21 protein-coding genes (1 of these 21 only partly in view) are annotated in these 25,841 nt (G+C 71.6%); 10 read left to right on the forward strand and 11 right to left on the reverse strand.

The annotated features are described in order from the left end of the window. Both rimK and CA12_RS16705 read right to left on the reverse strand, forming a co-directional pair. Positions 1-184: the 5' portion of a 30S ribosomal protein S6--L-glutamate ligase gene (gene rimK, locus CA12_RS16700; protein ID WP_145360150.1), read on the reverse strand. 722 nt of this gene lie to the left of the window's left edge; only the first 184 of its 906 coding nucleotides appear in the window; its start codon is at positions 182-184; its stop codon lies off the left edge, out of view. A gap of 457 nt (positions 185-641) precedes the next feature. Continuing rightward, entirely contained in the window at positions 642-1,571 is a 930-nt protein-coding gene (locus CA12_RS16705; RefSeq protein WP_145360151.1) for a carbohydrate kinase family protein, read from the reverse strand. 169 nt (positions 1,572-1,740) lie between these two features. On the opposite strand from CA12_RS16705, the gene CA12_RS16710 reads away from it, so the two are divergent. Further along, positions 1,741-2,598: a DUF1206 domain-containing protein gene (locus CA12_RS16710; protein WP_165700817.1), complete on the forward strand. Its 858-nt coding sequence runs from the start codon at positions 1,741-1,743 to the stop codon at positions 2,596-2,598. 91 nt (positions 2,599-2,689) lie between these two features. Here the strand turns inward: CA12_RS16710 and CA12_RS16715 are convergent, their stop codons facing one another. The 4 genes from CA12_RS16715 to hemE form a co-directional block, all read right to left on the reverse strand. Further along, on the reverse strand, positions 2,690-4,396 hold the full coding sequence (locus CA12_RS16715) for an MFS transporter (protein ID WP_145360153.1): 1,707 nt from the start codon (positions 4,394-4,396) through the stop codon (positions 2,690-2,692). 195 nt (positions 4,397-4,591) lie between these two features. Then, positions 4,592-5,581 (reverse strand): tRNA lysidine(34) synthetase TilS, encoded by a 990-nt coding sequence (tilS, locus tag CA12_RS16720; RefSeq protein WP_145360154.1) that lies wholly within the window; start codon positions 5,579-5,581, stop codon positions 4,592-4,594. After that, a complete protein-coding gene (gene hemG / locus CA12_RS16725) occupies positions 5,578-7,140 on the reverse strand; it encodes a protoporphyrinogen oxidase (RefSeq protein ID WP_145360155.1) in 1,563 nt (520 codons plus the stop codon). Before hemG ends, tilS begins: the two co-directional genes overlap by 4 nt. After that, on the reverse strand, positions 7,137-8,222 hold the full coding sequence (gene hemE, locus CA12_RS16730; protein ID WP_242687976.1) for a uroporphyrinogen decarboxylase: 1,086 nt from the start codon (positions 8,220-8,222) through the stop codon (positions 7,137-7,139). Before hemE ends, hemG begins: the two co-directional genes overlap by 4 nt. Before the next feature lie 242 nt (positions 8,223-8,464). Here hemE and CA12_RS16735 point away from each other — a divergent pair, with 242 nt between their 5' ends. Then, positions 8,465-8,704 (forward strand): hypothetical protein, encoded by a 240-nt coding sequence (locus tag CA12_RS16735; RefSeq protein WP_145360156.1) that lies wholly within the window; start codon positions 8,465-8,467, stop codon positions 8,702-8,704. A 423-nt stretch (positions 8,705-9,127) separates the two neighbouring features. Continuing rightward, complete coding sequence (locus CA12_RS16740; protein ID WP_145360157.1) at positions 9,128-10,009, forward strand: MBL fold metallo-hydrolase; 882 nt, start codon at positions 9,128-9,130, stop codon at positions 10,007-10,009. Positions 10,010-10,080: 71 nt separating this feature from the next. Here CA12_RS16740 and CA12_RS22215 read toward each other — a convergent pair whose 3' ends face one another. Then, on the reverse strand, positions 10,081-12,933 hold the full coding sequence (locus CA12_RS22215) for a PDZ domain-containing protein (RefSeq protein WP_165700818.1): 2,853 nt from the start codon (positions 12,931-12,933) through the stop codon (positions 10,081-10,083). Positions 12,934-13,283: 350 nt separating this feature from the next. On the opposite strand from CA12_RS22215, the gene rpiB reads away from it, so the two are divergent. The 7 genes from rpiB (at position 13,284) to CA12_RS16795 (ending at position 22,532) form a co-directional block, all read left to right on the forward strand. After that, positions 13,284-13,724, forward strand: coding sequence for a ribose 5-phosphate isomerase B (rpiB, locus tag CA12_RS16765; protein WP_145360158.1), 441 nt, complete (start codon positions 13,284-13,286; stop codon positions 13,722-13,724). A gap of 1 nt (position 13,725) precedes the next feature. Next, on the forward strand, positions 13,726-15,279 hold the full coding sequence (locus CA12_RS16770) for a hypothetical protein (RefSeq protein ID WP_145360159.1): 1,554 nt from the start codon (positions 13,726-13,728) through the stop codon (positions 15,277-15,279). 42 nt (positions 15,280-15,321) lie between these two features. Continuing rightward, positions 15,322-18,729 carry an AsmA-like C-terminal region-containing protein gene (locus tag CA12_RS16775; RefSeq protein ID WP_145360160.1) on the forward strand — a complete coding sequence of 1,136 codons (3,408 nt, stop codon included), beginning with the start codon at positions 15,322-15,324 and terminating at the stop codon, positions 18,727-18,729. A gap of 115 nt (positions 18,730-18,844) precedes the next feature. Further along, complete coding sequence (locus CA12_RS16780) at positions 18,845-19,813, forward strand: YihY/virulence factor BrkB family protein (protein ID WP_145360161.1); 969 nt, start codon at positions 18,845-18,847, stop codon at positions 19,811-19,813. 43 nt (positions 19,814-19,856) lie between these two features. Beyond that, positions 19,857-20,180 carry a YbeD family protein gene (locus tag CA12_RS16785; protein WP_145360162.1) on the forward strand — a complete coding sequence of 108 codons (324 nt, stop codon included), beginning with the start codon at positions 19,857-19,859 and terminating at the stop codon, positions 20,178-20,180. Then, on the forward strand, positions 20,177-21,124 hold the full coding sequence (locus CA12_RS16790) for an isopenicillin N synthase family dioxygenase (protein ID WP_207622026.1): 948 nt from the start codon (positions 20,177-20,179) through the stop codon (positions 21,122-21,124). Before CA12_RS16785 ends, CA12_RS16790 begins: the two co-directional genes overlap by 4 nt. Positions 21,125-21,194: 70 nt before the next feature. Next, on the forward strand, positions 21,195-22,532 hold the full coding sequence (locus CA12_RS16795; protein WP_145360163.1) for a glycerate kinase type-2 family protein: 1,338 nt from the start codon (positions 21,195-21,197) through the stop codon (positions 22,530-22,532). Between the two features lie 85 nt (positions 22,533-22,617). Here CA12_RS16795 and CA12_RS16800 read toward each other — a convergent pair whose 3' ends face one another. Genes CA12_RS16800 through CA12_RS16815 form a run of 4 tightly spaced genes read right to left on the reverse strand, consistent with a single transcriptional unit; the run spans position 22,618 to position 25,841 of the window. Next, on the reverse strand, positions 22,618-23,367 hold the full coding sequence (locus tag CA12_RS16800) for a 1-(5-phosphoribosyl)-5-[(5-phosphoribosylamino)methylideneamino]imidazole-4-carboxamide isomerase (protein ID WP_145360164.1): 750 nt from the start codon (positions 23,365-23,367) through the stop codon (positions 22,618-22,620). Between the two features lie 10 nt (positions 23,368-23,377). Next, a complete protein-coding gene (gene hisH / locus CA12_RS16805) occupies positions 23,378-24,013 on the reverse strand; it encodes an imidazole glycerol phosphate synthase subunit HisH (RefSeq protein WP_145360165.1) in 636 nt (211 codons plus the stop codon). Next, positions 24,010-25,329, reverse strand: coding sequence for a prepilin peptidase (locus CA12_RS16810; protein ID WP_145360166.1), 1,320 nt, complete (start codon positions 25,327-25,329; stop codon positions 24,010-24,012). Before CA12_RS16810 ends, hisH begins: the two co-directional genes overlap by 4 nt. Further along, on the reverse strand, positions 25,326-25,841 hold the full coding sequence (locus CA12_RS16815; RefSeq protein ID WP_165700819.1) for a shikimate kinase: 516 nt from the start codon (positions 25,839-25,841) through the stop codon (positions 25,326-25,328). The genes CA12_RS16810 and CA12_RS16815 overlap by 4 nt, the downstream gene beginning before the upstream one ends.

The raw sequence follows: 25,841 nt of genomic DNA on the forward strand, positions 1-25,841 counted from the left end.
TCACGGCGTCCATGCCGACGAGGTCCTCGCCCTGATAGAGCACCCGCGGCCGGTGGGACGTGATGTCCATGTAACAGCGGAGGTAATCCACGACCCGAACCTCGTGCCCCCGCTGCCGGGCGGCGTCGCGGAGGCGACGGGTGGAGTAGAGCCCCCCGTCTCGGGAGAGGATGGCGATCTTCATGACGGGGCGGAGCAGCGGTGAACGAGCAGGAGGTTGGTCGGACGAACTGTATCGGCGGCACGATCGCACACGCGGCAACCGGACGCGGAAAGGACCGGTCGGAACGGACTTGCCGTCGCCCCGGTCAGCGCCAGAATGCGGCCAGTGCCTCGCTGACGCGGCGGGGCGGGACAATCGGCCCGCGAACGAGTCGGCCCTGGCGCCGACAGTACCGGGATCCACATTTTTGGAAAGGAGGTGGTCCACGATGTCATCCGACAGACTGTCCTACGACAGTAACAGCCAGCGAGGTGGCGACGCCTAGCGGTCCACCGGCGGGTTGTCCGAGACGGGCAGCCACCTCCTCGCCGCGGTCTTCCGCAGACCAGGGACGCGATCCCCGGTCGTGAATGAATCTGAGCGTTCACGTTCCCGGCCCCCGTCCCGGCGAGCTGTACCGGCCCCGGCCGACTCCGCTTCAGGAGTCGGCCGGGGTTTTTTCGTGTGCCGCGAGCAACGCCTCCACGGCCGCCCGATCGGGCAGGGCCTCGCGGTTGCCGAACCGACGCACCTTCAGCGAAGCGACCGCGGCGGCGAACCGCACGGCGGCGGCCGGCGGGCGGCCGTCGAGCACGGCGAACAGCAGTCCGCCGCAAAACGCGTCGCCCGCTCCGCAGGTGTCGACCGCCTCCGCGGGAAAGGCGGGGACGAACCCGCTTTCCACGCCGTCCGGCAGACGGGCGGCGAACCAGCAACCCTGCGAGCCGTTCGTGACGGTGACGAGCCGCGGGCCTCGTTCAAGCAACGCCCGCACGCCGGCGATCGGATCGCGGGCCTGCGTCAGGCGGGGAAACGCCGGGACGGGGAGATTCAGCACGTCGGCCAGGGCGATCAGTTCCTCCAGCTTCTCCGAGGCGCCCAGATCGACGCTCACCAGACCGCCGGCCGCTTTGACCGCCCGGCAGGCCGCGACCGCCGCGGGGCCCGGCCAGCCGTCGGTGTGCAAAGCATCGGCTCCGTCCACGGCCCGCACGGCGCGCTCCGCGGTCAGGGAGGAACCGTCCGGCCGCACGGCCGCCAGCGAGCGCCGCCCCGTGCCGGCTTCGACCCAGACGTGGGCGAACCCGCTCCGCGGGGCGGTGCGGCAGAGGTCGGCGTCGAATTGCAGCCCGGCGGCCGTCAGATTCGCCTCGATCGTCTGGCCGTCCGCGTCGGCCCCCCAGGTTGAGACGAGCGTGGCGGCCGGGCCGCCGAGCGTCGCCAACTGGGCCAGCGCCGTCGGCGTCGGTCCGCCGACCTGCACAGAGGCTGCCGACGCCGTCGTTTTCTGATCCGGTCCCGGCAGGCGAGGCAGGACCAACTGGTGATCGACGACCGTCAGCCCCAGCCCGACGACGCGGGCCGCCATGGCCGCAGGCCTGTCGGCCGGCCGGGCGGCGGTGGGAGATGAGCTCACCGAGCGAAGGGGGCAGGGGGAAGAAATTCGGGTGCGGACGACGGGCGCCGAGAGGCGAACTTTAGACTAACCGTCTCCCCTCCCGCCGCTCGCCGCTTCTCGGCCCCCCGCGATGTCCTCCATGGTGCCCCTCCGCTTCTTCAATCCCGCGACGGACGATCAGGCGGTCACCTGGCTCGATTACGCCGCCCGGGTCGGATATCTGGCGAAAGGGTTGGTGTACGGACTGGTGGGCGTGCTGGCGGGTAAGGCGGCGATTGAGGTCGGGAACTCCCCGCCGGGACAGGAGGACGCCTTTCAGGCCATCATCGAGGCGCCGTTCGGCCGGGTGATCCTCGGGCTCACCGCGGTCGGCATCCTCGGCTATGTGGTCTGGCGGGCGACGCAGGTCATCCTCGACCCGGACGGGAAGGGGGACGGCTGGAAGGGGTGGTTCATCCGGGGCGGCTACGCGATCAGCGGGCTCGCCTACCTCGTGATGGGATTTCAGGCCGGCACGTTTGCGTGGCGGGGCACCACGTACGACGTGGGGGACGCCGCGGGGAACGCGACCGGATCGGAGAAGGCGACGGGGCTGATGCTCGGCATTCCCTTCGGCTGGATCCCGGTGATCCTCGCCGGGGCGGTCTTCGTGGGGATCGGCTTCCATCACTTCTGGCGGAGTTGGACCGCGAAGTTCATGAAAGACTACGACCACACCGAGATGAGCGACGCCGAACGGAAGGTCGTCCGCCCCATCGGCGTGATCGGGCTGGCGGCCCGCGGCGTGACGTTCCTGCTGATCGGCCTGTTTCTGATCCGCGCCGGCTGGTGGCAGAACGCCGGCCAGGTGAAGGGGCTCGAGGGAGCGTTTGAGAGCCTGCTGGGCTACACCTGGGGCTGGATCGCCCTGCTGGCGCTGGCGATCGGATTCGTCCTGTACGGCCTGTACTGCGTCAGCCGGGCGAAGTATCGGCGGTTCGTCGAGGGGGAAGTCTGAGGCCCCACGCAAACGACCGCCGCGGCGGGGCCGCGACGGTCGTCAGATGAAGTCGCCGGATCGGCGGGCGAAGTTCGCCCGCCCCCGTGGTTCAGCGAACCGGCCCAGGCACGGCGCCGGCGAGCTTCTCGTCCCGTTCGGTGGTCGGCCCGGAGTGGCCTTCCGTCAGTTCCACCGCCGCGTACCCGCCGCGGGAGCGGAAGTAGAGGATCAGCGCGATGTACGCGGCCAACATCAGGCAGGGGAACAGGGCGACGTCGAACAACGCCGCCTGCTTGCCGTCGTCGGAGGCTTCCTTCACGGCCGCCTTCGCCTCGGCGCCGACGACCTTCGTCGGCTCCACGCCGGTGTAGCGGCCGAACACCCACTGCTGGTCGTCCTCGAGCACTTGCTCGGCGACGGCAGGGTTCTCCGCGACGAGGGCCTCGGCGGTGTTCACTTCGGCGAAGTACCCGGTGAAGACGGCGCCGACGGTGCCGACCGCGAGCATCCCGACCCCGCCGGTCACGTTCAGCGTGAGGGCGCCGCCGCGGGGGGCCTGTTCCGCCACCACGCCCAGCATCGTCGGCCAGAAGAACGACTTGCCGAACCCGTAGACCGTCGCCGCGACGAAGACCATCGTCGCCGCGTCGGCCCCGGCGAGCAGCACCAAACCGACCGCCGCCACCGCGCTGCTGCCGGCCAGCAGGCCCAGCGGGCTGATGCTGTGCACGATCGGCCCGGCGAAGAACCGCAGGACCATCATGATGAAGCTGGTGTAGATCAGCACGAGGCCGCCGCCGACGGTCGTTTCGAACGCGTTGTTGACGACCGGGGTCATGATGTCGGCGATCCAGCTGTCGGTGCCGAGCTCCGTCGTCGCCAGCGGGCACATCACCAGCAGCAGGAAGACGAGCAGTTTATTGCCGAACGCCCAGCCGATCGCCGCCCCGAACAGGGCCGCGGGAATGATCGCGAAGGCGAACGCCCCGCCCACCTTCACGGCGTCGGACATGGTCTCCGGATCGCCGAACAGCGAGTAGACGTTGAACACCCGGAACAATTCCAGCGTCATCAGGGCGGAGGCGATATAGGCCCCGCCCCAGCCGAGTTCCCGCAGCATGTCGCGGTCGCTCACGCCGGCGGCCACCCGTTCGCTGACGGGGAACCGGCAGAAGAGCATCATCACGCCGTAGATCGCAGTCGGGATGAAGATCAGCGCCACCTTCCAGCGCCAGTCCGCCGGCACGGCCGCCGTTTCCGCGACCGCGGCTTCGCCCAGCAGCGCGTCCATCGTCAGCACGATGACGCCGCCCAATACCAGGCCGCCGGGCCAACCGGCGTGCAGGATCGACAGCCACTTCGTCTTCTGCCGGGCGAAGATCGTCGCCACGACTGGGTTGATGACCGCCTCGACCGCCCCGTTGCCCAACGCGACGATGAAGTTCCCGGCGTAGAGCGCCCAGTAGGCGCCCTCCGGGCCGCTTTTCTCGAAGAAGTAGCCCGGCGCGAAGATCGTGACCAACCCGCTCAGGACGTGGCAGGCGAATGCGAAGACCATCGCCGTGCCGTAGCCGATGCGGTCGATCACCAGACTGAACAGGATGATGCTGATCGCGAACGGCCACAGGCCGACGCCGAAGATCTCCCCCTTCTGGGTCTCCGTCAGATCGTAAGCGGCCTGCCATTCCCCGATGACCAGGGCCCGCACGATGAAGCCGAACGCGGTGGTGATGAGGGCGACGAAACAGGCCCAGAACAGCAGCGTGCGTTTGGAACCTGCGGGCGCGGCGTCGACGGCGGGCGGAGCAGTTGTCATGAGGGGCGGGCCGTGCGGGCGGGCGGCGGGGGAAGGAATCCGCGGACCACGGATCGGGCCCGACGAATATGGGACGACGGACGGTAGCCGCTGCCACGGCCGACCCACAACGGTGTCGCAGCGTTTCCCCCAGCCCCGCATCGGGCTCGCCGCCGCCCCATCCACCGGACCGTCAGAACCGGCCGGCTCGGAGAGTTATCGTCGGAGGAACAGTTCGTCGGTCGCGTAGAAGGCGCTCACCCCGTGCGGCAGCTGGATTTTGCCGTCTCCCGGACGCAGCGCGGCGAGCCGCACCCATTCCGCCCGCCCCATCCGGCGTTCCGGCCAGCCGGCCCGTTGCCAGACGCGTCGCAGGACCGCCCGCCGCGCCGGCTCGGTCAGGGCGGCGAGCGGCTCCTCCCGCAGTTCGATCACGCGCTCGTCGGCGCACAGGAGGGCGCGGCCGAGGACCGCGTCGGCCAGTCCGGTCGTCGACTCCGCTTCGTCCCGCGCCGCCGCGGCGAGCCGCACCGCGGCCTCGCGCACCCTCGGGTTCAACGCCTCCAGTTGCGGGAGCACGTCCTGCCGCAGGCGATTCCGGGTGTAGTTCGCCGCGGCGTTCGTCGGATCGTCCCGCCAACCGACGCCCCGGTCAGCGAGGAACCCGCGGGCCACGGCGCCGGTGACGCCGAGCATTGGGCGAACCACCGTCACCTCCGGCCCGTGGGCCGTCGAGCCGGGAAGCGGACCGACCGCCGGGATGCCGGCGAGGCCGGCGACGCCCGTGCCGCGGATGATCCGCAACCACACGGTTTCCGCCTGGTCGTCCGCCGTGTGTCCGGTGAGAACCCACGCGGCCGCGGCTCGCCCCGCCGCCGCCCGCAGCCAGTCGTAGCGGGCGATCCGCAAGGTCGCCTCGGAGGCGCCGGCCGCTCCGTCGAAGGTTCCAAGCGTCACGTCGCAACGCCAGAGTCCGGCCAACTCTTCGACATGGTCCGAATCAGCGGCCGAGCCGGGCCGCTGGCGGTGGTCGAAGTGGGCGGCGATGGGGGCGAGGTCGGCACCGCCGTCCCGCAGTTCGACGCAGGCCCGCAGCAGGGCGAGGCTGTCGCCCCCGCCGGAGCAGGCGACGGGGACTCGCCCGGCCACGCCCAGGTCCTCCAGCGCGGCGCCGACCGCGGCGACGAAGGGGGGCCGCTCCGTCATTGGAGCGCGAGGGCCGCGAGCGTCCGCTCGGCGGCCTGCGTCCCGCTGTGGGCCGCCGCCGGCAGACCGACGCCATGCAGGCTGTTGCCCGCCAGTTCCAACCCCGGCAGGCCGGAGAGCTTCGCTTCGACGGCGGCGACCCGCTCCAGGTGCCCCAGGTTGTACTGCGGCATGGCTCGGTCCCAGCGGCTGATGCGGGCGGTCTCCGTCGTCGCGTCCGTCCATTTCACCCGGAGCAGACGGGCGAGTTCCCGCCGGGTCGCGTCGAGAATCCGACCGGCCTCCGCCGACATGGCCTGATCGCGGTTCACGCCGCCCAGGAAGGTGCGCAGCTGCACCCACCCCGCCGGCGCCCGGCCGGGAAACTTGCGGCTGGCGAAGGAGACCGCGAACGCCGACAGCCCCTCGCCGTCCCGCTGCCCGTCGGGACCCCGCCCGCGGTCCGACCGCAGCGGCTCCGGCACGACGAGGCCGAAGGCGTTCAGCGGGTCGCCCACGTCCTCCTCCCGGTGCAGGGTGTTGACGAGGAGGCTCGACGAGGACTCGATTCCCCGCAGCCCCCCGGCGAGGTCCGGCTGAACGTCCCTTAGCAGTTCCGCGGCGACGCGGGCCGGCACGGCGAGGATCACCGCGTCGAATCGCTCTTTCCTCGCTGCGGAGAGCTCCCAACCCGCTCCGTCCCGCTGCACGGCGGTGACGACTTCGGAGCGAATAGCCACGCTGTATTCCTGGAGCGTCCGCGCCGCGGCAGCCGCGATCGCGCCGACGCCCCACTTCGGGGTAACGAAGAGCGAATACCGGGCGCCGCCGTCCGCCTTGGCGCCGCCGTCCGGCTTCCGGCCCGTCACCCGGCCGCGGGCCCGCTCGTCCGCGGCGAACTGGGGCAGGCAGGCGGCGAGGCTCAGCCGTTCGGCGTCCCCCGCATAGATGCCGGCGGCCAACGGCTGGGCGAGCCGCTCCAGCACCCCGCGGCCCATCCGCCTGCGGACGAAGGCCGCAATGCTCTCCTCGCCGGTGCCCAACGCCGCCGGGCCGCGGCGCCGCAGCGGTTCGGTCAGCAGCCGGGCCTTCTGCCACGGGCTGAGCGTCCGCGACCGCAGCGTCGGCCCCCACCGCGACGGGGCGAGCAGCGTGAACCCGTCCGGCACCCGCTCCGGCCCGCGTTCCGTCCACACCAGCGCCCCGCGGGGGGATGGGTTGGTGCCGATCAACTCCCCGGCCAGGCCGATCCGCTCGCAGAGGTTCGTCAGGTGCGGGGGGCGGGAGAGGAACGAATCCGGGCCCAATTCCCGCACGATCCGTTCGCCGCCGTGTTCCTCAATCAACGTCCGGCAGGCGCCGCCGGGCGGGCCGGGGTCGAACAGCGTCACGTCGGCCGACCGTCCCTCCTGTCGGAGCCGATCGATCAGCCGGACGGCGGCGGCCAGCCCGCTCACCCCGGTGCCCACCACCGCGATCCGGGCGGTGCCGGCCGGTGCGTCAAGGCCCGATGCGTCGAGAACCGATGCGTCGAGAACCGATGCGTCGGCGGCCGGAGGATCGGCGGCCGGGTCGTTCACCGGGCCGACAGGTCCGCGACGAGTTTGACGAGGCCCTTCACCGCGTCCGCGTCGTGCGTCGGCAGCAGGCCGTGGCCGAGGTTGAAGATGTGCCCGGGCCGTCCGCCGGCGGCGTCCAGCACGGCGGCAGTTTGCCGCTTCAGCTCGGGGAAGGGGGCGTAGAGGGCCGTCGGGTCAAGGTTCCCCTGCACGGCGACGTCGTGCCCGACCGTGGCCCAGCCGTCCGCGAGGTGGACCCGCCAGTCCAGCCCGACGCAGTCCGCCCCGCACTCCGCCAGCGCCGGCAGCAGGGCCGGGTTGCCGGTGAGGAAGTTGATGACCGGCCCGTGCGGCCGGACTGCCTCCACCAGCGCCTTCGTGTGGGGCAGGACGAACCGCCGGTAGTCGTCCGGCGAGAGCGCCCCCGCCCAGCTATCGAAGATCTGCACCGCCTGACAGCCCTCCGCGAGCTGACGTCGGAGATGCACCGCGACCGCCCGGCCGATCTTGCTGAGGAACGCGTGCCAGCGGTCCGGGTCGCCGTACATCAGGCGTTTGGTGTGCTCGTAGTGGCGGCTCGAACCGCCCTCGATCGCATAGCTGGCCAGCGTGAACGGGGCGCCGCCGAAGCCCAGCAGCGGGATGTTCGCCGGCAGCTGAGCCCGCACCGCCCGCACAGTTTCGTAGACGAAGCCGAGGGCGGAGGTGTCCTCGACCTCCCGCACCGCGTCCACGGCCGCGACGGTGCGGGCCGGGTTCCCGATCACCGGGCCGGGATCGTAGGTGAGGGAGAAGCCGAGCGGTTCGAGGATCGTCGGCAGATCGGCGAACAGGATCGCCGCGTCCACGCCGAGGATCGCCTGCGCGTCGAGCGTCACCTGGGCGGACAGGTCCGGCCGCTTGCAGAACTCTTCGAAGGCGTGTCCGCGGCGGACGGCGGCGTATTCGGGCAGGTAGCGCCCAGCCTGCCGCATCAGCCAAACGGGCGTTCTCTCGACCGGCTCCCGCCGCAACGCCCGCATCAGCAGGCTGTCGTGTAGCGGGTCGCCCGAGGAGGCGCCCGGGGGCGATTCGGCGGCGGAGATCGGGGCGGGAGCGGACACGGCCGCATCCTAACGACCCAACCCGACGCGGCACCCGTGGCGGGCAAGGACGGCGTTGACACGCCGCAAAACCGGACCGCTCCATCAAACCGCATCAGAAAAACGTATGAGGTATTGACCGGGCCCTCCCTTATGGACTTACGTTCCGCGCGAGCGGGGAAATCCCGATCTCCCGGCGCTTCCGCTGCGGCGGGCCGTCGAAACGAACCGACACCAGACCCGTTCGCTCGAACGGGAATCCGATGACTCCGATCCTTGATGACTCGGCCGGTCTGCTCCGGCTGAAGACCTACACCGACGCCTGGCGGCTGGGCACCGGGTTGCCCTCGTCGCTCCCCCCGGGGGAGTACGCCGTCACCGGGCGTCGCCCTACGCCGTACGGATTGATCGTGGAGGTGGTGGGCAGCTATCGCGTTCGCCTGCCGCTTCCGTCCCATCGTCTGATGGACGATTCGCCGACCAGCCTCGCATCCGCGTATTGAGCGGTGGCCCGGTTTGCGTCACGGCCCGGCCGGACGTCTGCCTCTTCAGTTCCACTCCCGACAGCCGAGTCGGGAACGAACCGGACGGGTGGGCGCTCGCCCGGAGTCGCCCCACGAAGGACGACCCGGCCACCCGTCCGGTTGCTCCCGAACTGATCGGCGTGCCTCGCGGCACTGACAGGAGTGATAGGAAACGGTGTGCCAAACCGGGCGGCACCGACGCCGCATTTGCCCTAAGGTCAAGAGGCTGAGCGGGATAAGGAGTTTCGATTCGCTCTTGGCCGCCGTCGGGTGTCCGAGAGATCCGCAGCGGGCGCCGTGAGATTGGGCAGGAACGCGGGTTGCCAGGGCATGCGACGTTTGGAGCCCGACTCGCGTCCGTCGTCGCGTTGCGGGTCTCTGGCCCCGGCTCATAATGCCGGCATGAATGACGGCGCCGATCTCACCTCGCCCCGCCACGGAAGCGAGGTCGTGCCCGTCGATCCGTACGGCCGCCCCGGCTTTCCGTTCCTGCAACGAGAACCGGGTCGACGGGAGCTGATTCTGTTGGGGACGAGCGGCAGCGTGGGCGTGCCGTCGATCGGCTGCGATTCGCCCGCCTGCCGCTCTGACGATCCCCGCGACGCGCGGACTCGTTGCGGGGTGCTCGTTCCGGCGCCGCAGGGCAACATCGTCATCGACACGCCGCCCGAACTCCGGCTGCAACTGGTCCGCGAACGCGTACCGATGGTGCACGCGGGGTTGTTCACCCACGGCCATGCCGATCACGTGACGGGCCTGGACGATCTGAGGATCTGTTCGTTTCGCCTCGACGAACCGCTGCCGCTGCATTGCGAGCCGAGCGTCGGGGAGCAGCTTCAGACCATGTTCGGCTACGCCTTCCGCGAACCGCCGGCCGAGGCCCACAGCTTCGCGGTGCCGAGGTTCTCGCTTCACGAACTCATCCCCGGTCAGGCGGTCGACGTCTTGGGGCTGTCCGTGCTGCCCGTGCGGCTCAATCACGGTCGTCTGCCGATCCTCGGATTCCGGTTCGGCTCGTTCGCCTACTGCACGGACGTCAGCGAGATTCCCGAGGAATCCTTCCGGCTGCTTCGCGGGGTGAGGACGCTGGTGATCGACGCGCTCCGCGACCGCCCGCACAGCACGCACTTCAGCGTCGGCGAGGCGGTGGAGGCCGCCAAGCGGATCGGGGCGGAACGCACCTGGTTGACGCACATCTCGACCGAACTGGTGCACGCGGACGTCGAGGCTCGGCTGCCGCCGCACGTGCGGCCGGCGTACGACGGTCTCCGGCTCCCGTTCTGAGGGCGGTTGCCCAATAAAAAACGCCGCCGGTTTTCGCCGGCGGCGTCGGACTCGTGAAGCTCCGCGGAGCGTCAGTTCGCAGCTTCAACGGCTTCCCGCTTGGGCAGGCGGAGATTCAGCCGCTCGCCGTTGCGGACGACGTTCAGGGTGAGCGTCTCTCCGTCGAAGTCCTGCAGGACCCGGTTCAGTTCCGAGTGGTTATCGATCGGCCGGTTATTCACGCCGATGATCCGGTCGTAGGGCAGCAAGCGGTCGCCGAACTCGCGGGCACCGTCCTGCTGATTGGCCGGTTCGAGGTGATCCGGATATTGGCCGGGGAAGAAGTCCTCCGCGTCGACGCCGAGGGCGTTCTTCGCCGCGGCCTGACGAGCCGCCTGGATCTGAGCGGGCGACGGACGACCCATGTTGCGGTTGCCGCGGTTATAGATCGACCCGCCATAGGCCCCCCCGAGACCCGAGAGGCTGCCGAGGTAAGGCAGATTGCCGTACGGCACGCTCCCCAGGCCGCCGAGCGCGCCCGTACCGGAGAGGCCGCCGGTGCCGGAGATGCCTCCGGTCCCGCTGAGGCCGCCGGTGCCGGAGAGTCCGCCGGTGCCGGAGAGTCCGCCGGTCCCGCCGAGTGCGCCCGTACCAGAGAGACCGCCCCTACCGGAGAGGCCGCCGGTGCCGGAGAGGCCGCCAGCCCCGTTGAGGCCGCCCGCTCCGTTCACACCTCCGGCCCCGGTCATGCCGGCACCGGCTGCGGGATTTCCGCTGACGCCGGGGACGTTGGCGTCGGCGCCGGTGGTGTCGATCGTGCCCCCGCGGTTCGACAGGCTGCCGGCAGGGGTCAGGGTGTTGTCGTTGGCGAGGCCGGGGCTCTGGTCGACCGCGCCGCCAGGCACGTTCGTCCCGGCGCCGGTCATGTTGCCCGTGGCGTTGGCGCCAGTGGCATTGTTACCGGAGACGCCGGGCACGTTGGCGTCGGCGCCGGTGGTGTCGAGGGTGCCTCCGCGGTTCGACAGGTTTCCGGCGGGGGTGACGGTGCCGTCATTGGCGAGGCCGGGGCTCTGATCCGTCGTGCCGGGGACCGTCGTCCCGGTGCCGCTCATGTTGTTACCGGTGCCGGTGCCGGTGGCGTTGGTGCCGGTGGCGTTCGTGCCGGTGCGGTTCGTACCGGTGGCGTTGGTGCCGGTGGCGTTGGTGCCGGTGGCGTTGGTGCCGGTGGCGTTGGTGCCGGTGGCGTTGGTGCCGGTGGCGTTGGTGCCGGTGGCGTTGGTGCCGGTGGCGTTGGTGCCGGTGGCGTTGGTGCCGGTGGCGTTGGTGCCGGTGGCGTTGGTGCCGGTGGCGTTGGTGCCGGTGGCGTTGGTGCCGGTGCCGTTGGTGCCGGTCCCGTTGGTGCCGGTCCCGTTGGTGCCGGTCCCGTTGGTGCCGGTCCCGTTGGTGCCGGTCCCGTTGGTGCCGGTGCCGTTGGTGCCGGTGCCGGTGCGGTTCGTGTTGTTACCGGAGACGCCGGGGACGTTCGCGTCGGCGCCGGTGGTGTCGATCGTCTGCCCGGAGTTAGACAGGCTGCCGGCGGGGGTCAGGGTGTTGTCGTTGGCGAGGCCGGGACTTTGGTCCGTTGAACCGGGCGTCATCGTGCCGGCGTTGTTCGTGCCGGGCACGTTGGCGTCGGCGCCGGTGGTGTCGATCGTCTGCCCGGAGTTAGACAGGCTGCCGGCCGGGGTCACGGAGCCGTCGTTGGCGAGACCCGGGCTCTGATCCGTCGTGCCGGTGCCGTTGGTGCCGGTGCCGTTCGCGCCGGTGCCGTTGGTGCCGGTGCCGTTCACGCCGGTGCCGTTAACACCGGCACCAGGCAAGACGCCAGGGAATCCGCCGGGAATGACTCCGGGGGCGACGCCAGGGGCGACGCCGGGGTAGAAGCCGGACGCCGGGCTCCCGGTAGTGCCGGCAGGTACGCCGGTCAGCACCTCCACCCCGGTCTCCTCGCTGTCCCGAACGCGGGCCCCCAGGCGGGGGCTGACGCCAACTTGAACGTCATCCTCCAGCGCGTCGCCGGCGGAACTGCCGTAGTAGTCTCGGGCGGTGGGGGAGGGCGTGATTTGGAACTGGAGCTCCTGGCCGTCGCGCCAGGCCACGCCGCTGACGGCCCGCGGCTCCGCGCCGCTGAGCGCCTGCTGGGCGATCGCCCTCACGTCCGTGGGAACGGTGAGCGACTGTCCGTCGAGTTGCGTGAGAAAATCGCCTTCCTGCAGCCCCGCCTGGGCGGCGGGGCCCTCGGGCTGGACTTCCACGATCAGCACGCCCTCGCCCGGACTGTCGGCGACGGCGAAGCCGAATCCGGGACTGCCGGCGCCGGCCATCGCGGGCTGCGGGACCTCACCCGGGGTCACGACGACGCCGCGATTCGGATCCTCGAGGTTCTCCTTCGTCTGGCCGGTCGGCTTGGTCCGGGGCGCGTCCTGGAAGCCGCCGCCGCCCGGGGTGGTGATGCCGCTCTTCGCCGCGCGTTCGATCGCTGCGGTGGGAGCGACGTCGGGGTCGATGGGAGCGTCGACGGCGTCGACGTCCGGGCTGATGTCCAGCCCGTCGTCCATCCGCACGTCATTCGTCCGCAGGGCGACGATGCGTTGCACATCGGAGCCGTCCGCATCGACGGCCCGCACACGGATGCGGTCGCCCTTTCGCAGGTCCGAAAGCTTCGCCCGCCGTCCGTTCAGATAGACGTCGGCTCCGCTCTGCACCGTCACTCGGGTGGGTTCCGGCGACGCCGCGCCGTCTGTGGGATAGTCGCCGTCCACGGCCTCCTGCAACGCCTCGGCACCGTTAACGCCCTTCCAGAGAGAAAGCGTCAACTCGCCGTCCCCCGCCTCAATGAGTTCGCCGTTGTAATCAACCGGATCGCGGACTTCGCTGCCTTCATAGCCGGAAGGGTCGCGGAACATACCGAACCGGGGTTCGGGGGCGTCCGTCGCTTCCGTGGTGCCCTCGTAGATTTGGGCCGGAAGGGCAGGCGCCGCCAAGAGCGCAAGACCGGCAACGGAGGTCGCGGTCAGGAAGCGGAGAGGCAGGCGGTGCATTGGTTTGTGCGGTGGGTGAATGTGTGGATAGGGCACTGCACTCTTGTGCAAGTGCAGCGCCAAACGTGGAAATCCCCCTTCCACGGCTGCGGGGTCGCGGTTCGATGGTCGGGCGCCGTACAACGTGACGCCGGCACGGTCATCCCTGCGGCGATTCCCGTAAGGCCCCCGCCGGGGTCCCTCTTTCCGCGCTCCCGTCAGCTCGTTTCGGCCCTGTGAAGATCGCCCTCGGCACCGACCACGCCGGCTACCCGCTCAAAGAGGCCGTCAAGGCGCTGCTGACGGCCGCCGGCCATCAAGTCGAGGACTGCGGCACGCATTCGGCCGAGTCGGTGGACTACCCCGACTTCATCGTGCCCGCCGCCCGGCTGGTGCAGACGGGGGAGTGCGATCGGGCGGTGGTGTTCGGCGGCAGCGGCAACGGCGAGGCGATGGCGGCCAACCGGCTGCGCGGCGTGCGGTGCGCCCTCTGCTGGAACCTCGAGACGGCGGCTCTGGCCCGTCGGCACAACAACGCGAACTGTCTGAGCCTTGGCGCCCGGCAGGTCTCGAAGGATGAGGCGCTGAAGATCGTCGCCGTCTGGCTGACGGAGGACTTCGACGGCGGCCGACATCTCCGGCGGATCGAAAAGCTGGACGCGATCGACCCGGACTAAGATGGCCGGACGCCTCGCCCGCCTCGCCCTTCCCGGCGCCGCCTGGGCGGTGGCTGCGGCCCTCGTCTTGCGGCTGGCGGCCGTTGCGGCGATCGAGGTGCGACTGGAGGGCGAGGAACGCGATCAAGTCGTCGCCGGAGACGCCGGCGGATACCTCGACCTGGCCGGCGACATTGCCTCCGGCCGCGACTACGCGGTCGACAGCGGCGTACACCCCCGGCGGGCAATGCGGGTCCCGCTGTTTCCCCTCCTGCTCGCGGGGCCGGTTTGGCTGGGGCAGAACGTCGACTGGATTTCGGAGCGGTCCCTTTCGGCGCTCTGTCGGTGCGTCGTCGCCCTCTGCGGGACGCTGGCGGTCTGGGCGACGGGGCGACTGGGCCGCGCGATCGGCGGGCCGCGGGTGGGGGCCGCGGCGGCCTGGTTGGCGGCGCTCAACCCGCTGGCGATCGCCTTCAGCACGATGCTGCTGAGCGAGAGCCTGTTCGCCGCCCTACTGACGCTCTCGTTGGCCGGCGTGGCGGAATGCGTGCGCCGGCCGGTCGGCGACGCCCCGCTGCCGACCCGTTGCGGACCGGCGATCTGGGCCGGCCTGGCGACGGCGGGGGCCTGCCTGACGCGGCCGGTCTGGCTGCCGTTTCTCCCCTGCGTCGTGCTGCTGGCCGTCGGACTGGCGTGGAAAGCCGGCGATCTCAAGCGGGCGGCGTGGACGGGGGCCTTCGTAGCGGCGTTCCTCGTCGGCTTCGCCCCGTGGCCGCTCCGCAATCAACGGGTTCTGGGCGCCCCCGTGATGACGACCACCTGGGGCGGGCCGACGTTGTACGACTCCCTCGGCCCGCAGGCGACCGGGGCGAGCGACATGCGGTTCCGCGACCCGCCGAGACGGGTTCCCGGCTGGGACGTCCTGTACGGCGAGGACATCGGCGACGACCGCGGCGCGATTCCCCCCGAGCTGCGCCCGGCCTACCGGGTCGAGTTCAACGATCTCCACTCCGGCGACTGGCCGGGCGACGGGCCTACGGTTCAACAGATTACGGCGCTTCAAGATTGGCCCTGGGTCGACTGGCGCACGGACGACCCGGAGGTACGGAAGGCGGTCTTCGGCGACGAGCTGGCCTCCAACCGCCTGTATGGACGGGCCGCGTGGCAAACGGCGGGCGAGGATCCGCTCCGCGTCGCCCGGCTGGCCGTCGTGAAACAGGGCCGGTTCTGGCGGCCGTGGCCGGTCGGCGGGCTGCCGGGCGGGGCGGTCGGCGTGGCGCTGAAGATCGGGTTCGCCGCGTTCTTCCTGCCGCTGATCGGGCTGGCGCTTTGGGGCGGCGTGCGGCAGTGGCGGGACGGGGGGGAGCAGGGGGCCTGGGAGGTGAACCGTCTGTGGGCGCTGGCGTTGACGTGGGGGCCGGTGTTGGGATTGGCGGCGGTTTGTCTGGTGTTCGTCGGCAGCGTTCGCTATCGACTGCCCGGGGAGTTCCCCCTGTGCGTCGCCGCCGCGGTCGGGGGGCTCGACCTCTGGCGTCGGCGTCGGCCCGGGGAACGCACCGCACGCACGGGGGGCTGACGCCCCCGCGCTCGCCTTCGAGCCAGGCAGGACGCCGCCTTGATGATCCGCCGTACCGTCCGCTGGCTGACGGCACTCTGCGCGCTGCTGGCGATCGGCGGCGGCGCGGCGGGCTGGTACTACCTGGACCGGGCCGACGCGATGACGCGGCAGGCGGTCCTCGAGGCCCTGGGGGAACTGGCACCGCACGCCCGCATCGGCGTCGCGACGGCGTCCTTCAACTGGGACGAAACGATCGTCGTCACCGGGCTGACGATCGCCCCGATCAGCGACCCCGAGGGCGCCCGCCCGCCGATCGTCGTGCCCGAGCTTCGCATCGCCCTGGACCGGGAGCGGTTCCGCGAGTCGGAACGGATCGACGTACGGGCGCTGACGCTCGTGCGGCCCACGCTGACGCTCGTGCGGAGGCCGGACGGGACGTGGAATCTCGCGGATCTGCTGCCGCTCAACCCGCCGGAGCCGGCGCCGCCCTGTCCGGCGTGGGAGATCCGCGACGCGACCGTGCGACTGGTGTTCGAAACGCAGCCCGACGCCGCGGCGGACGGGGAACCGGGGCCGGGACACGGTCCGCTGGCGGCGACGCTGCACCATCTGAACGTCTCCCTGCTGCCGGACTCCCGGCGGAGCTACCGCATCCGCGGCACCGGCGGCGTCGCGGGGGCGGACGTCGAGGAACTGGCCGACGGCGCCGGCGGGGTGCAGTTCGACGGGGCGGTCGACCTGGACCACGGCCGCTGGCGGCTCGGCGGGGCGGTGGGGGGGCTGGAACTGGGGGGCGGACTGCTCGCCGACGCCGCCGTCGGTTCGCCGGAGTTGCAGGCCGGGCTGCTGGCCGCCCGGGAGAAGTTCACCGCCGTGGAGCGGAAGCTCGCCGGCGAGTCGGTCGCGCCGGACGCGGGCCTGCATCGCGGTCCGGTGCGGGTGGTTTCCGCGGACCCGGTCACCCCGCTCGGCCTGCGGTCCGCCCTGGAGCCGCGCGACCCCGTCCGGCTGACGGACTTCGGGCTGGAGGGCGATCTCTCCGCGGAGTTCGCCCTTTCCTCCGAGAGCTTTGCGGCGAAACCGGAGTACGAGATCACGGTCCGGTGCCGGCAGGGCACGCTGGTCAACCGTTTCCTGCCGTTTCCCCTCTCCGGCGTGCGGGGGACCGCCCGCATCGCGGGGGGCGAGGTGCGGCTGATCGAGGCGACCGGCCGGCACGGGGAGACGTTCGCCCGGGCGGAAGGGGTGTTTCGCCCGTCCCCGCTGGGGCTGGACGGCCGGGTGACGTTCTCCGCCAAACGGGTTCCCGTGACGGTGAACGACGGCCCCCGCCTGCCGGAGGCGCTCCGCAAGCTGCACGCGGCCCTGACGCCCAGCGGCACGGCGGACGTCGCCGTCGCCACGCTGGAGGCGGCGCCGGCGACGGTCGACGGCGTGCTGCGGAATCGCTGGGAACTGACGGAGCTGGACGTCACCGTGACGGACGGCACGATTCGCCCGGAGAAATTCCCCGTGCCCGTGCGCAACGTCCGCGGGTTCGCCAAGACGGACGAGCAGGGCGTGTTGCGTCTCGACTTCCGCGGCGCCGTCGCCGGGCAGCCGGGGGCCTTCCGCGGCTGGGTCCGAAATCCCGGACGGGCGTTCGAGTTCCGCGGCGCCGGCAAAGTGGTGGCGGCGCCGTTGAACCGGGCCTTCCGCGACGCCTGCCCGCCGTCGGTCCGGGCGGCGGTGGAGCACATGGGGATCGAGGGCGTCGCCGACGCGGAACTCACGCTGCACCGGCCGCCGGGGCTGGACCAGCCGATGCACTGGACGGTGCGGGCGGACGTGACCGACGCGGCGCTCCGGGCGGAGGGCTTTCCCTACGCGATCGACGCCCTCCACGGCGGGGTGCGGTTCGATTCGCAGGAGGGCATTTGGCGGTTCGAGAACCTCCGCGGAACCCACGGCCCCGCGACGCTGACCGGCTCGGCGGCGTTCGACGCGAGCCGCAAACCGGGCCGGCTGGCTTTGGACGTCAGCGTCGCCGGGGCGCCGCTCGATCAGGCGTTGCACGACGCCCTGCCCGAGGGCGCCCGGCAGGTCTGGGACGAACTCGCCCTGTCCGGGGGCGTGATCGACCTCCGCACGACCGTCGCCTGGGCGCCCGGACGGCCGCCGCGGGTGGATCTGCCGGACCTCCGCGTCTCCGGGGCGACGATCACGCCGGAGGCGTTCCCGCTGGAACTGCGGGAGATCGCCGCCGCCGGTTCGTTCGTCTCCGCCCGCACCCCCGGCGGCGGGACGCTGCGGTTGGACCGTTTCGGCTTCGCCCATCGCGACCGCGACGGCGACGCACCCGTCGACCTGACGACGGCCGGGCGGATGGAACTGCGGCACACCGCCGCCGGCGACTGGGCGTTGTCGGTGGACGATCTGGCCTGCGACGGCTTCGTCGCCGGCCCGGCGTTCAAGGCGGCCCTGACGGACGACCTGCGGGAGGGGGCCGAGGCGCTGAACCTGACCGGGCCGGTCGATCTGCGGGTGCCCTCGCTGCAACTCCGGGGCGTCGCCGACGGCTCCGCGGCGACGACCGCCGCCTGGCGGGTCTCGGCCGCGCTGGACGGCAACACCGCCGAACTCGGCCCGACCGTGCGGCTCGGCCCCGGGACCGTCACCTGCGAGGGGCAGTACGACGGCGACCGCGTGATCCTCGGCGGCGAACTCCGCACGGCCCGGGCCGCCGCGCTGGATCACGTCCTCACCGACCTCTCCGCCCCGTTCCGCCTGCGGGGGGACGAACTGCTGATCGGGAGCCCCGACGCCCCCGACGGCCGCCACCTCACCGCCATGGCTTACGGCGGCGTGTTGCGGGCGGACGCGACGGCGAACCTCAGCCGCGGGCCGGACTATCGGCTTTCCGCGGAGTTGCACGGCGCCAAGCTCAGCGAATACGCCCGGCAGCAGATGGGCGGGGCGAAGAACCTGGAGGGCAACCTCCGCGGCAGCATCTCCTTGGCCGGCCGCGGCTCGGACACCCGCACCGTCACTGGCTCCGGCAATCTGGAGATCAAGCCGGCCGCGTTGGGCGAACTGAACCTCGTGCTCCGCCTCTTCAAGGCGGTGAACATGAACGACCCCACGATGTTCCACTCCGCTGCCGCCCGGTTCGAACTCGCCGACGAAACGGCCACGTTCCGCCGCATCGACCTGCTGGGCGAGGCGATCAGCTTCGTCGGTCGCGGCCGGGTGGGGCTGAACGGGGGACTCGATTTGCAGTTCTATTCCAAGGCCCCGACGACCTGGCGCCTGCCGCTGGTGCGGGCGCTGTCGACCGGCTGGGTCGGCGTGCAGGTGGCCGGCTCCGTCGGTCAACCGGCGGTGCGGACCTTCAGCCCGGCGGTGGAGGGCTCGCTGGCCGCCTTCCTGACGCCTCTCTCCCCGCTGCTGAGCGAACCCGTCCCCCGCCGCACCGCCGGCAGCCCGTGACGGCATACGGTCACCGCCGACCTCGGCGGGGGACCGTGATTTACGGGTCTGCCAAAGGGGAGCGGCCCCGTGCGGGGCCGGTGACGCCCTGCGGAGGGGCCCTTAGACTGCGGGCATGTCGACCGCGCCCGCCTCGCCCGCTGACGATTCGTCGCTGTTCGCCATCGTGAAGGCGGCGGCGACGGACTTTATCGACGACAACTGCATGCGAATGGCCGCGGCGATGTCGTATTACACGGTCTTCGCCCTGCCGGCGCTGCTCGTGCTGCTGGTCACGATGGTCGGCTGGTACGCCGGCGTCACGGGAACCGGCGGCGACGGGGGCGGCGACGCCGTCATCAAGGACCAAGTCGGCAACTTCGCCGGCCTGAACAGCCCGGAGGAACAGGAGCAGATCGACGCGATGCTCCAGAGCGCGCAGATGGACAACGCCAGCCCCTGGAAGTGGATCCTCACCTTCGGCGGCATCCTGTTCGGCGCCACCGGCGTCGTCGTCGCTCTGCAGGACGCACTCAACACGGCCTGGGAGGTGATGCCCGACCCGGAGAAGGGCGGCGTGTGGAATTTCGTCACCAAGCGGCTGCTTTCGCTGGCGATGATCCTGGGCGTCGGGTTCCTGCTGATCGTCTCGCTGACGATCACGGCCGCCGTGCAGGGGATGACCGCCAAGCTCGGCGAGGCGACCGGAATGGGCGGCGGCGGGACGCTCCTGTCGATCCTGAACGAGATCGTCACGATTCTGGTGGTCGGCGTCCTGTTCGGGGCGATGTTCAAGTTCCTCCCCGACGCTCATATCGCCTGGAAAGACGTGGCGGTGGGCGCCCTGGTCACGGCGCTGCTGTTCTGGATCGGGAAGTTCGGGCTGGGCATCTATCTCGGCCGGGCGGACTTCGCCGGCAGCTTCGGGGCCGGGGCGGCGTCGCTGGCCCTGCTGTTCGTCTGGGTCTATTACACGAGCCTGATCTTCCTGTTCGGCGCGGAGCTGACCCAGAAGTGGGCCGACCGCCGCGGAGCCGGCATCCAGCCCGAAGACGGGGCCGTGCGGGTGAAGAAACGGTTCGAACCGGCCTCCGGCGCCGCGTGACGGCGGCGCGTATACTGGACGCCCCGACCTGCCGCTGATTGTCATGTCCGACCCTCCCGCGTTCGATCCGTCTCCGCTGGACCCGGCCCGGTTGCCGAGCCTGGAACTGCTGAACGAAACGCACACCTTCCCCGGCCCGTACCTGTTCAAGGTGATCGGGGAGGACGACCGCAGTTTCGCCGCCCGGGTCGTCTCGCTGGTGCGGGACGAACTGGGGCTGGAGGAGGACCCGGTCTTCACCATCCGCCGCACCAAAAGCGGTCGGCACCTCTCGGTGACGCTCGAACCGCAGGTGCCGACGGCCCAGTCGGTGGTCGACCTGTACCAGCTGATCTATCGCCTCGAAGGCTTGGTGATGGTGCTGTGAACGACAGTTTGCAGACCGACGGCCCGCGGCGCGACCGGCCGCCCGAACCGACCGTGCCCGTGGTGTCGCTGGACGCCGCCGACGCCCCCGCGCGGATCGGGGCGGCGCTGCGGGAGATTGGCTTCTTCTCGCTGACCGACCACGGAGTCGACGACGCCCTGATCGGCCGGGCCTACGACGCCGCGACCGCTTTCTTCGCCCGTCCGGAGGAGGAGAAGCGACGCTTCGAAGTGCCCGGGGCGCTGGGCCAACGCGGCTACACCGCCACCGGCGGGGAGCGCGCCGCCGGCGCCGCCGCGGCCGATTTGAAGGAGTTCTTCCAGATCGGCCCGTTGGAAGAGCACGCCCCCGGCGGGCCGAACGTCTGGCCGGACGAAGAGTTCCGGGCCGCGATCGAACCGCTGTACGCCGCCCTGCGGGACGCCGCGGTGCAGGTCGCGGCGGCGGTCTCGGAGCATCTCGGCCTCGGTCGCGAGTTCCTGCCGGACCGCATCGTCGGCGGCGAGAGCATCCTGCGGCTGATTCACTACCCCCCGGTCCCCGCCGACGCCCCCCCCGCCGCCACCCGGGCGGCGGCCCACGCGGACATCAACCTCCTCACCCTGCTCGTCGGCGCCACGGCGGCGGGGTTGGAGATCCAGACCCGCGACGGCGCCGGTTGGCTGCCGGTCGTCGCACAGCCCGGGCAGATCGTCGCGGACAGCGGCGACATGCTGCAAAACCTCACCGGCGGCGTGATTCGCAGCACGGTCCACCGGGTGGTCAACCCGCCCGGCGAAGGCGCTCGCCAAGCCCGGCTGAGCATGCCCTTCTTCTGCCACCCGCGGCCGGACGTGGACCTCACCCCCCTCGACCTGCCCGGGGCGGAGCCGCAGCGGTTCCGCACCCTCACGGCGGGCGAGTTTCTCACCGAACGCCTCAAAGCGATCCGGCCAGGAGGCTGATCCGCTTGCGGGCGAACCGAGCGTCCCGGACGCTTCAAGCGTCCGGGACGCTCCCCCTCCGCTGCCGTTGATGACTTTCAAACCGACCCGCGAACAGGCCATCGAGATCTGGCGGGCCGGCGTCGACGCCGTGGCGTCGGACCGACTCGTGCAAGAGGCGGTGCGGACGACCGGGGAAACGCTCCACCTCCTCGATGAACGATTCGAGGCGTCGGCTTGGGACCGGCTGATCGTCGTCGGCGCCGGCAAGGCCGGCGTCGGCATGGCGGCGGGGTTCGCCGAAGCGGTGGCCGGCAGTCCGTGGGCGGACCGGCTGACCGGTTGGTTGAACGTCCCCGCGGACTGCGTGCGGCCGGTCCCCGGTTTCACCCTGCACGCCGGCCGCCCGGCGGGGGTGAACGAACCCCGGCCGGAGGGGGTGGAGGGCACCCGCCGCATCCTCGAACTGGTGCGGGGCTGCGGCCCGCGGGACCTGTGCGTCGTGCTGCTGTCAGGCGGCGGCAGCGCCCTGTTGGTCGCCCCGGCGGAGGGGGTCACGCTGGCGGACAAGCTCGCCGTGACGAAGCGGCTGGCGAGTCGCGGGTCGGACATCACGGAACTCAACACCGTCCGCAAACGCCTCTCCGCGGTGAAGGGGGGCGGGCTGGCCCGGGCGAGCGGCGCCGGCCGGATGCTCTGCCTGGCGATCAGCGACGTGATCGGCGACCCGCTGGACGTGATCGCCAGCGGCCCCACCGTCGCCGACCCCTCCACCGCCGCCGACGCCCTCGCCGTGCTGCACCGCTACTGCCCGGACCGCGCCGATCTGCCGGAGGCCGTCTGGCGTCGGATCGAAGCGGCGGGGGAGGAGCCGCGGGGCATCCCGGCGACGGTGCGGACGGAGGTGATCGGTTCGAACTCGGTGGCAGGACTGGCCGCCCTGAAGGCCGCGGCGCAGCGGGGCTTTGTGCAGATGTCCGACGGCGCGGCGACTGCCGGCGTGGCCCGAGACGAGGGCCGGCGACTGCTCGAACTTGCACAGCAGCAGGTCGACACGGTGATCGACCTTCCGCTCTGCATCGTGTCCGGCGGCGAACCCACCGTGGCCCTGTGCGACAAACCCGGCAAGGGCGGCCGCAATCAGGAGTTGGTCCTCGCCGCGGTCGACGCGGCCTGGGACCTCCCCGGCGGGCTGAACGGTGCAGTGATTCTCTCCGGCGGCACCGACGGCGAGGACGGCCCCACCGACGCCGCCGGCGCCGTCGCCGACGACGCGCTGATCGCCCGCGCAAAGGCCCTCGGCCTGCACCCGCGGCCGTACCTCGACCGCAACGACGCCTACCCATTCTTCGAAGCGACCGGCGGCCTGCTGAAGACCGGCCCGACCCACACTAACGTGATGGACCTCCGGGTCGTTCTCGTTCCGTAGGGTCCGCTCTGCGGACCGATTCCCTCGGTCAGAGATCGCTCGAAACGGTCCCAGAGATCGTTCGAAACGGTCCGCGGAACGGACCCTACAACGTCGCCGCGATCGCGTCTTCGACGGTCAAGGCACCCTCATAGATCGCCCGGCCGACGATTGCTCCGACGACGTTCGGGTGCTCCCGCCGCAGGGCCGCGACCTTCCGGACCTCGTCGGCGGAGCTGACCCCGCCGCTGGCAATCACCGGCAGGCCGAGGTCCGCGAAGGCGGCCAGCGACCGCAGGGCGGTGTCGGAGATCCCGGCCATCATGCCGTCGTCGGCAATGTCCGTGCAGACGGCGGCTCCCAGCGGCAGGCCGGCGAACCGCTTCGCCAGTTCCACCGCCGACAGGCCGCTGGAGGCCGTCCAGCCGTCGGTCGCCACCTCCCCGCCGCGGTAGTCGAGCCCGAGCACCAGCTTGCCCGGCCGGGCCTCGACCGCGGTGGCGAACCAATCCGGGTTCTTCACCGCGGCACTGCCGACAACGGTGCGGTCCACGCCGAGTTCGTTCAGGGCGAAGTCGATCGCCGCGTCGTCCCGCACCCCGCCGCCGAGCTGCACCGGCACGTTTCCCGCCGCGGCGACGATCGCCTTGATCTGCTCCCCGTTGGTGCGGGCGCCGGACTTGGCGGCGTCCAGATCGACGACGTGAATCCGCGTCGCCCCCGCCGCGACGAAGCCCGCGGCGACCGCGGCCGGGTCGTCGCCGAAGACCGTCTCCTGGTTGTAATCGCCCTGCCGCAGCCGGACGCACTTCCCGCCGCGCAGGTCGATGGCCGGGAGAATCTCGAGGGGCGTCATACGACTGCGCTTAGAGCGTGGCGAAATTGCGGAGGATCTGGAGCCCGACGGCCTGACTCTTCTCCGGGTGAAACTGGGTCGCGGTGAGGGCGCCGCGATGCACGGCGGCGACGAACCGCCCGCCGTGCTCCGCCTCGGCGGCGACGACCGCCGGATCGACGCCGGCCGCGTGGTAGCTGTGCACGAAGTAGACGTGCGGGTTCGGACCCAACCCGCGGAGGACCGGCGTCTCCTCCAGCGAACGGCTCGCCGGCGACAGCAGCGGGCACCAACCCATCAGCGGGATCTTCGCCCGATCCGGCCCCTCGAACGCCGGACCGTCGAACTTCACCACCTCGCCCCGCAATACGCCCAGCCCCTCGTGATCGCCGTCCTCACGGCCGACGTCGAACAGCAACTGCAGGCCGACGCAGACCCCCAACAGCGGGCGGTCGGCGGCGATCTGGTCCAGCACGACCTCCCGCAGGCCGCTCTCGGCGAGGCCGCGGGCGCAGTCGCCGAAGGCACCTTGGCCGGGCAGGATCAGCTTGTCGCCCTTCGAAAACTCCTCCGGGCGGGCGGAGATCGTGGCTTCGAAGCCGAGCGACTGCACCGCCTTCTGGACGCTCCGCAGGTTGCCGGAGCCGTAGTCGACGATGCGAATCACCGGCGGACGTCCGGGCGGAACTGCGGGGAGGAAGAGGCGGGGCCGCCGTGCCGCCAGCGGTCGGCGTGCAGCCGGCCGCGGCCGGCGGCGGAGCCGGGCCAAGGGCGGGCGGGGCGACCCGGGGCGCGGGCGGGGCGATTCAGGTCGTCCGACTCGGCGGCGAGGTAGGTGAGGGTATCGGCGGAGGACCAGCCCGCGTAGCCCGCCGGCCAGTGGTCGACGTCGATTCCCAGAGCCCGCTTCACCAGGGCGATCAGCCAGAGCATCACGGCCAGCAGCACGGCGATCGTCAGCCCGGCCAGCAGCACGAACGGGCCGAGGGCGAAGAACGGCCCCACCGCCGGCCAGACGTCCTGCCAGAACAGCACGACGAACGCCGCGGCCAGCGCCAGCCAGGGGCCGTAGGGGAACTCGGCGCTGGCCGCTTTCCCGGTGGCGGCGTCGTAGAGCTTCGCCGGGACCACCACCGCCAGGGCGGCGACCGGGGCGAGGAAGAAGACCGTCAGCACCGGCTGCCAGCCGACGAAGGCCCCGACCATCGCCATCAGGATCACGTCGCCCAGCCCCATCGCCTCCCGCCCCAGCGTGCGGGCGCCGATCCACCGCACGACCCAGCAGACGCCCGCCCCGGCGACAATCCCGGCGACGCTTGCCGCCAGTCCGTGCAGGTGGGGGTGCTCAAAGATCCACTCCGGCACCGGCTGGACGTCCGGCCGGGCGCCGACGGGGGCGAATCGGGAAACGCGGCCCTCCTCGAACCAGACTGGTACGAGCCACAGCCGCCCCGACAGGCTGGCGACCACGGCCAGCAGCAGGGCCGGGATTGTGGTGCCGTCGGGGATCAGCAACCGCCGCAGGTCGATGACGGAGGCCGTCAGCAAACTCAGCAACATCGCCCCGTGCAGGGCGAAGGTGAACGACGCGTCCCACGGGCACTCAAAGGCCCGGGCCACGTCCGGCAGGAACGGCCCGCCGAGCGGCGCCCACGTGCGCCAGTTCGCCACCTCCTGCCAGAACAGCCCCCCCAGCAGGGCCCCGGCGGACAGTTCCACCAGCGCCGGACGGATCCGGTCCCGCAGCGGGGCCGCAGCGAGCGGATGCGAGGGCAGAAACCAGCCGAGCACCGGCAGCTTCGAGAGCCCCCGCCCCCGCGTCATCGCGGCTTCGTGCGGCGTCGGCCGCCACAGACTGCGGAGCTGTTCGCCCAGATACTCCCGCGGGCCGAACCGAACCGCGGCGACGTTCACGAACCGTCCGGCCCCGCAGCCGGCGAGGAAGACGAGCGCGGTGAGGGCTCCCCAGGCGGCGTCGCTCACGATAGGCCGGCCAGGATCGCGGCGACGACGGCCTCCGGCTCCGCGGTCGCGTCCACAACGACACTGGCGACTTCGCGGTACAGCGGCTCCCGGTCGGCCAGCACCGCGGCCATCTCCTCCTCCGCCGGCAGGTCGGTCAGCGGCGGACGGTTCTCGTCGCCGGCCGTCCGGGCGTGCAGGGTGGCCGGATCGGCTTCCAAGTAGACGACCGGCCCGGCGGCGACCAGCTTCTGTCGGGACTCCAAGGACAGCACGGCCCCGCCGCCGGTGGCGAGGACGATCGAATCCTGTTCCAGCAGCGCGGTGATCACCTCCGCTTCCAGCAGCCGGAACGCCGTCTCCCCGTGCAGCACGAAGATCTCGGGGATGGACCGACCGGCGACGCGGGCGATCTGCTCGTCGGCGTCCACGAACCGCCGGCCCAGCCGCTCCGCGAGCAGCCGGCCGATCGTCGATTTCCCGCTGCCGCGGGCGCCGACGAGCGACACCGCGGCGGGGGCGGCGGGGGGCAC

It is taken from the genome of Alienimonas californiensis (assembly GCF_007743815.1).
Classification (GTDB): Bacteria; Planctomycetota; Planctomycetia; order Planctomycetales; family Planctomycetaceae; genus Alienimonas; species Alienimonas californiensis.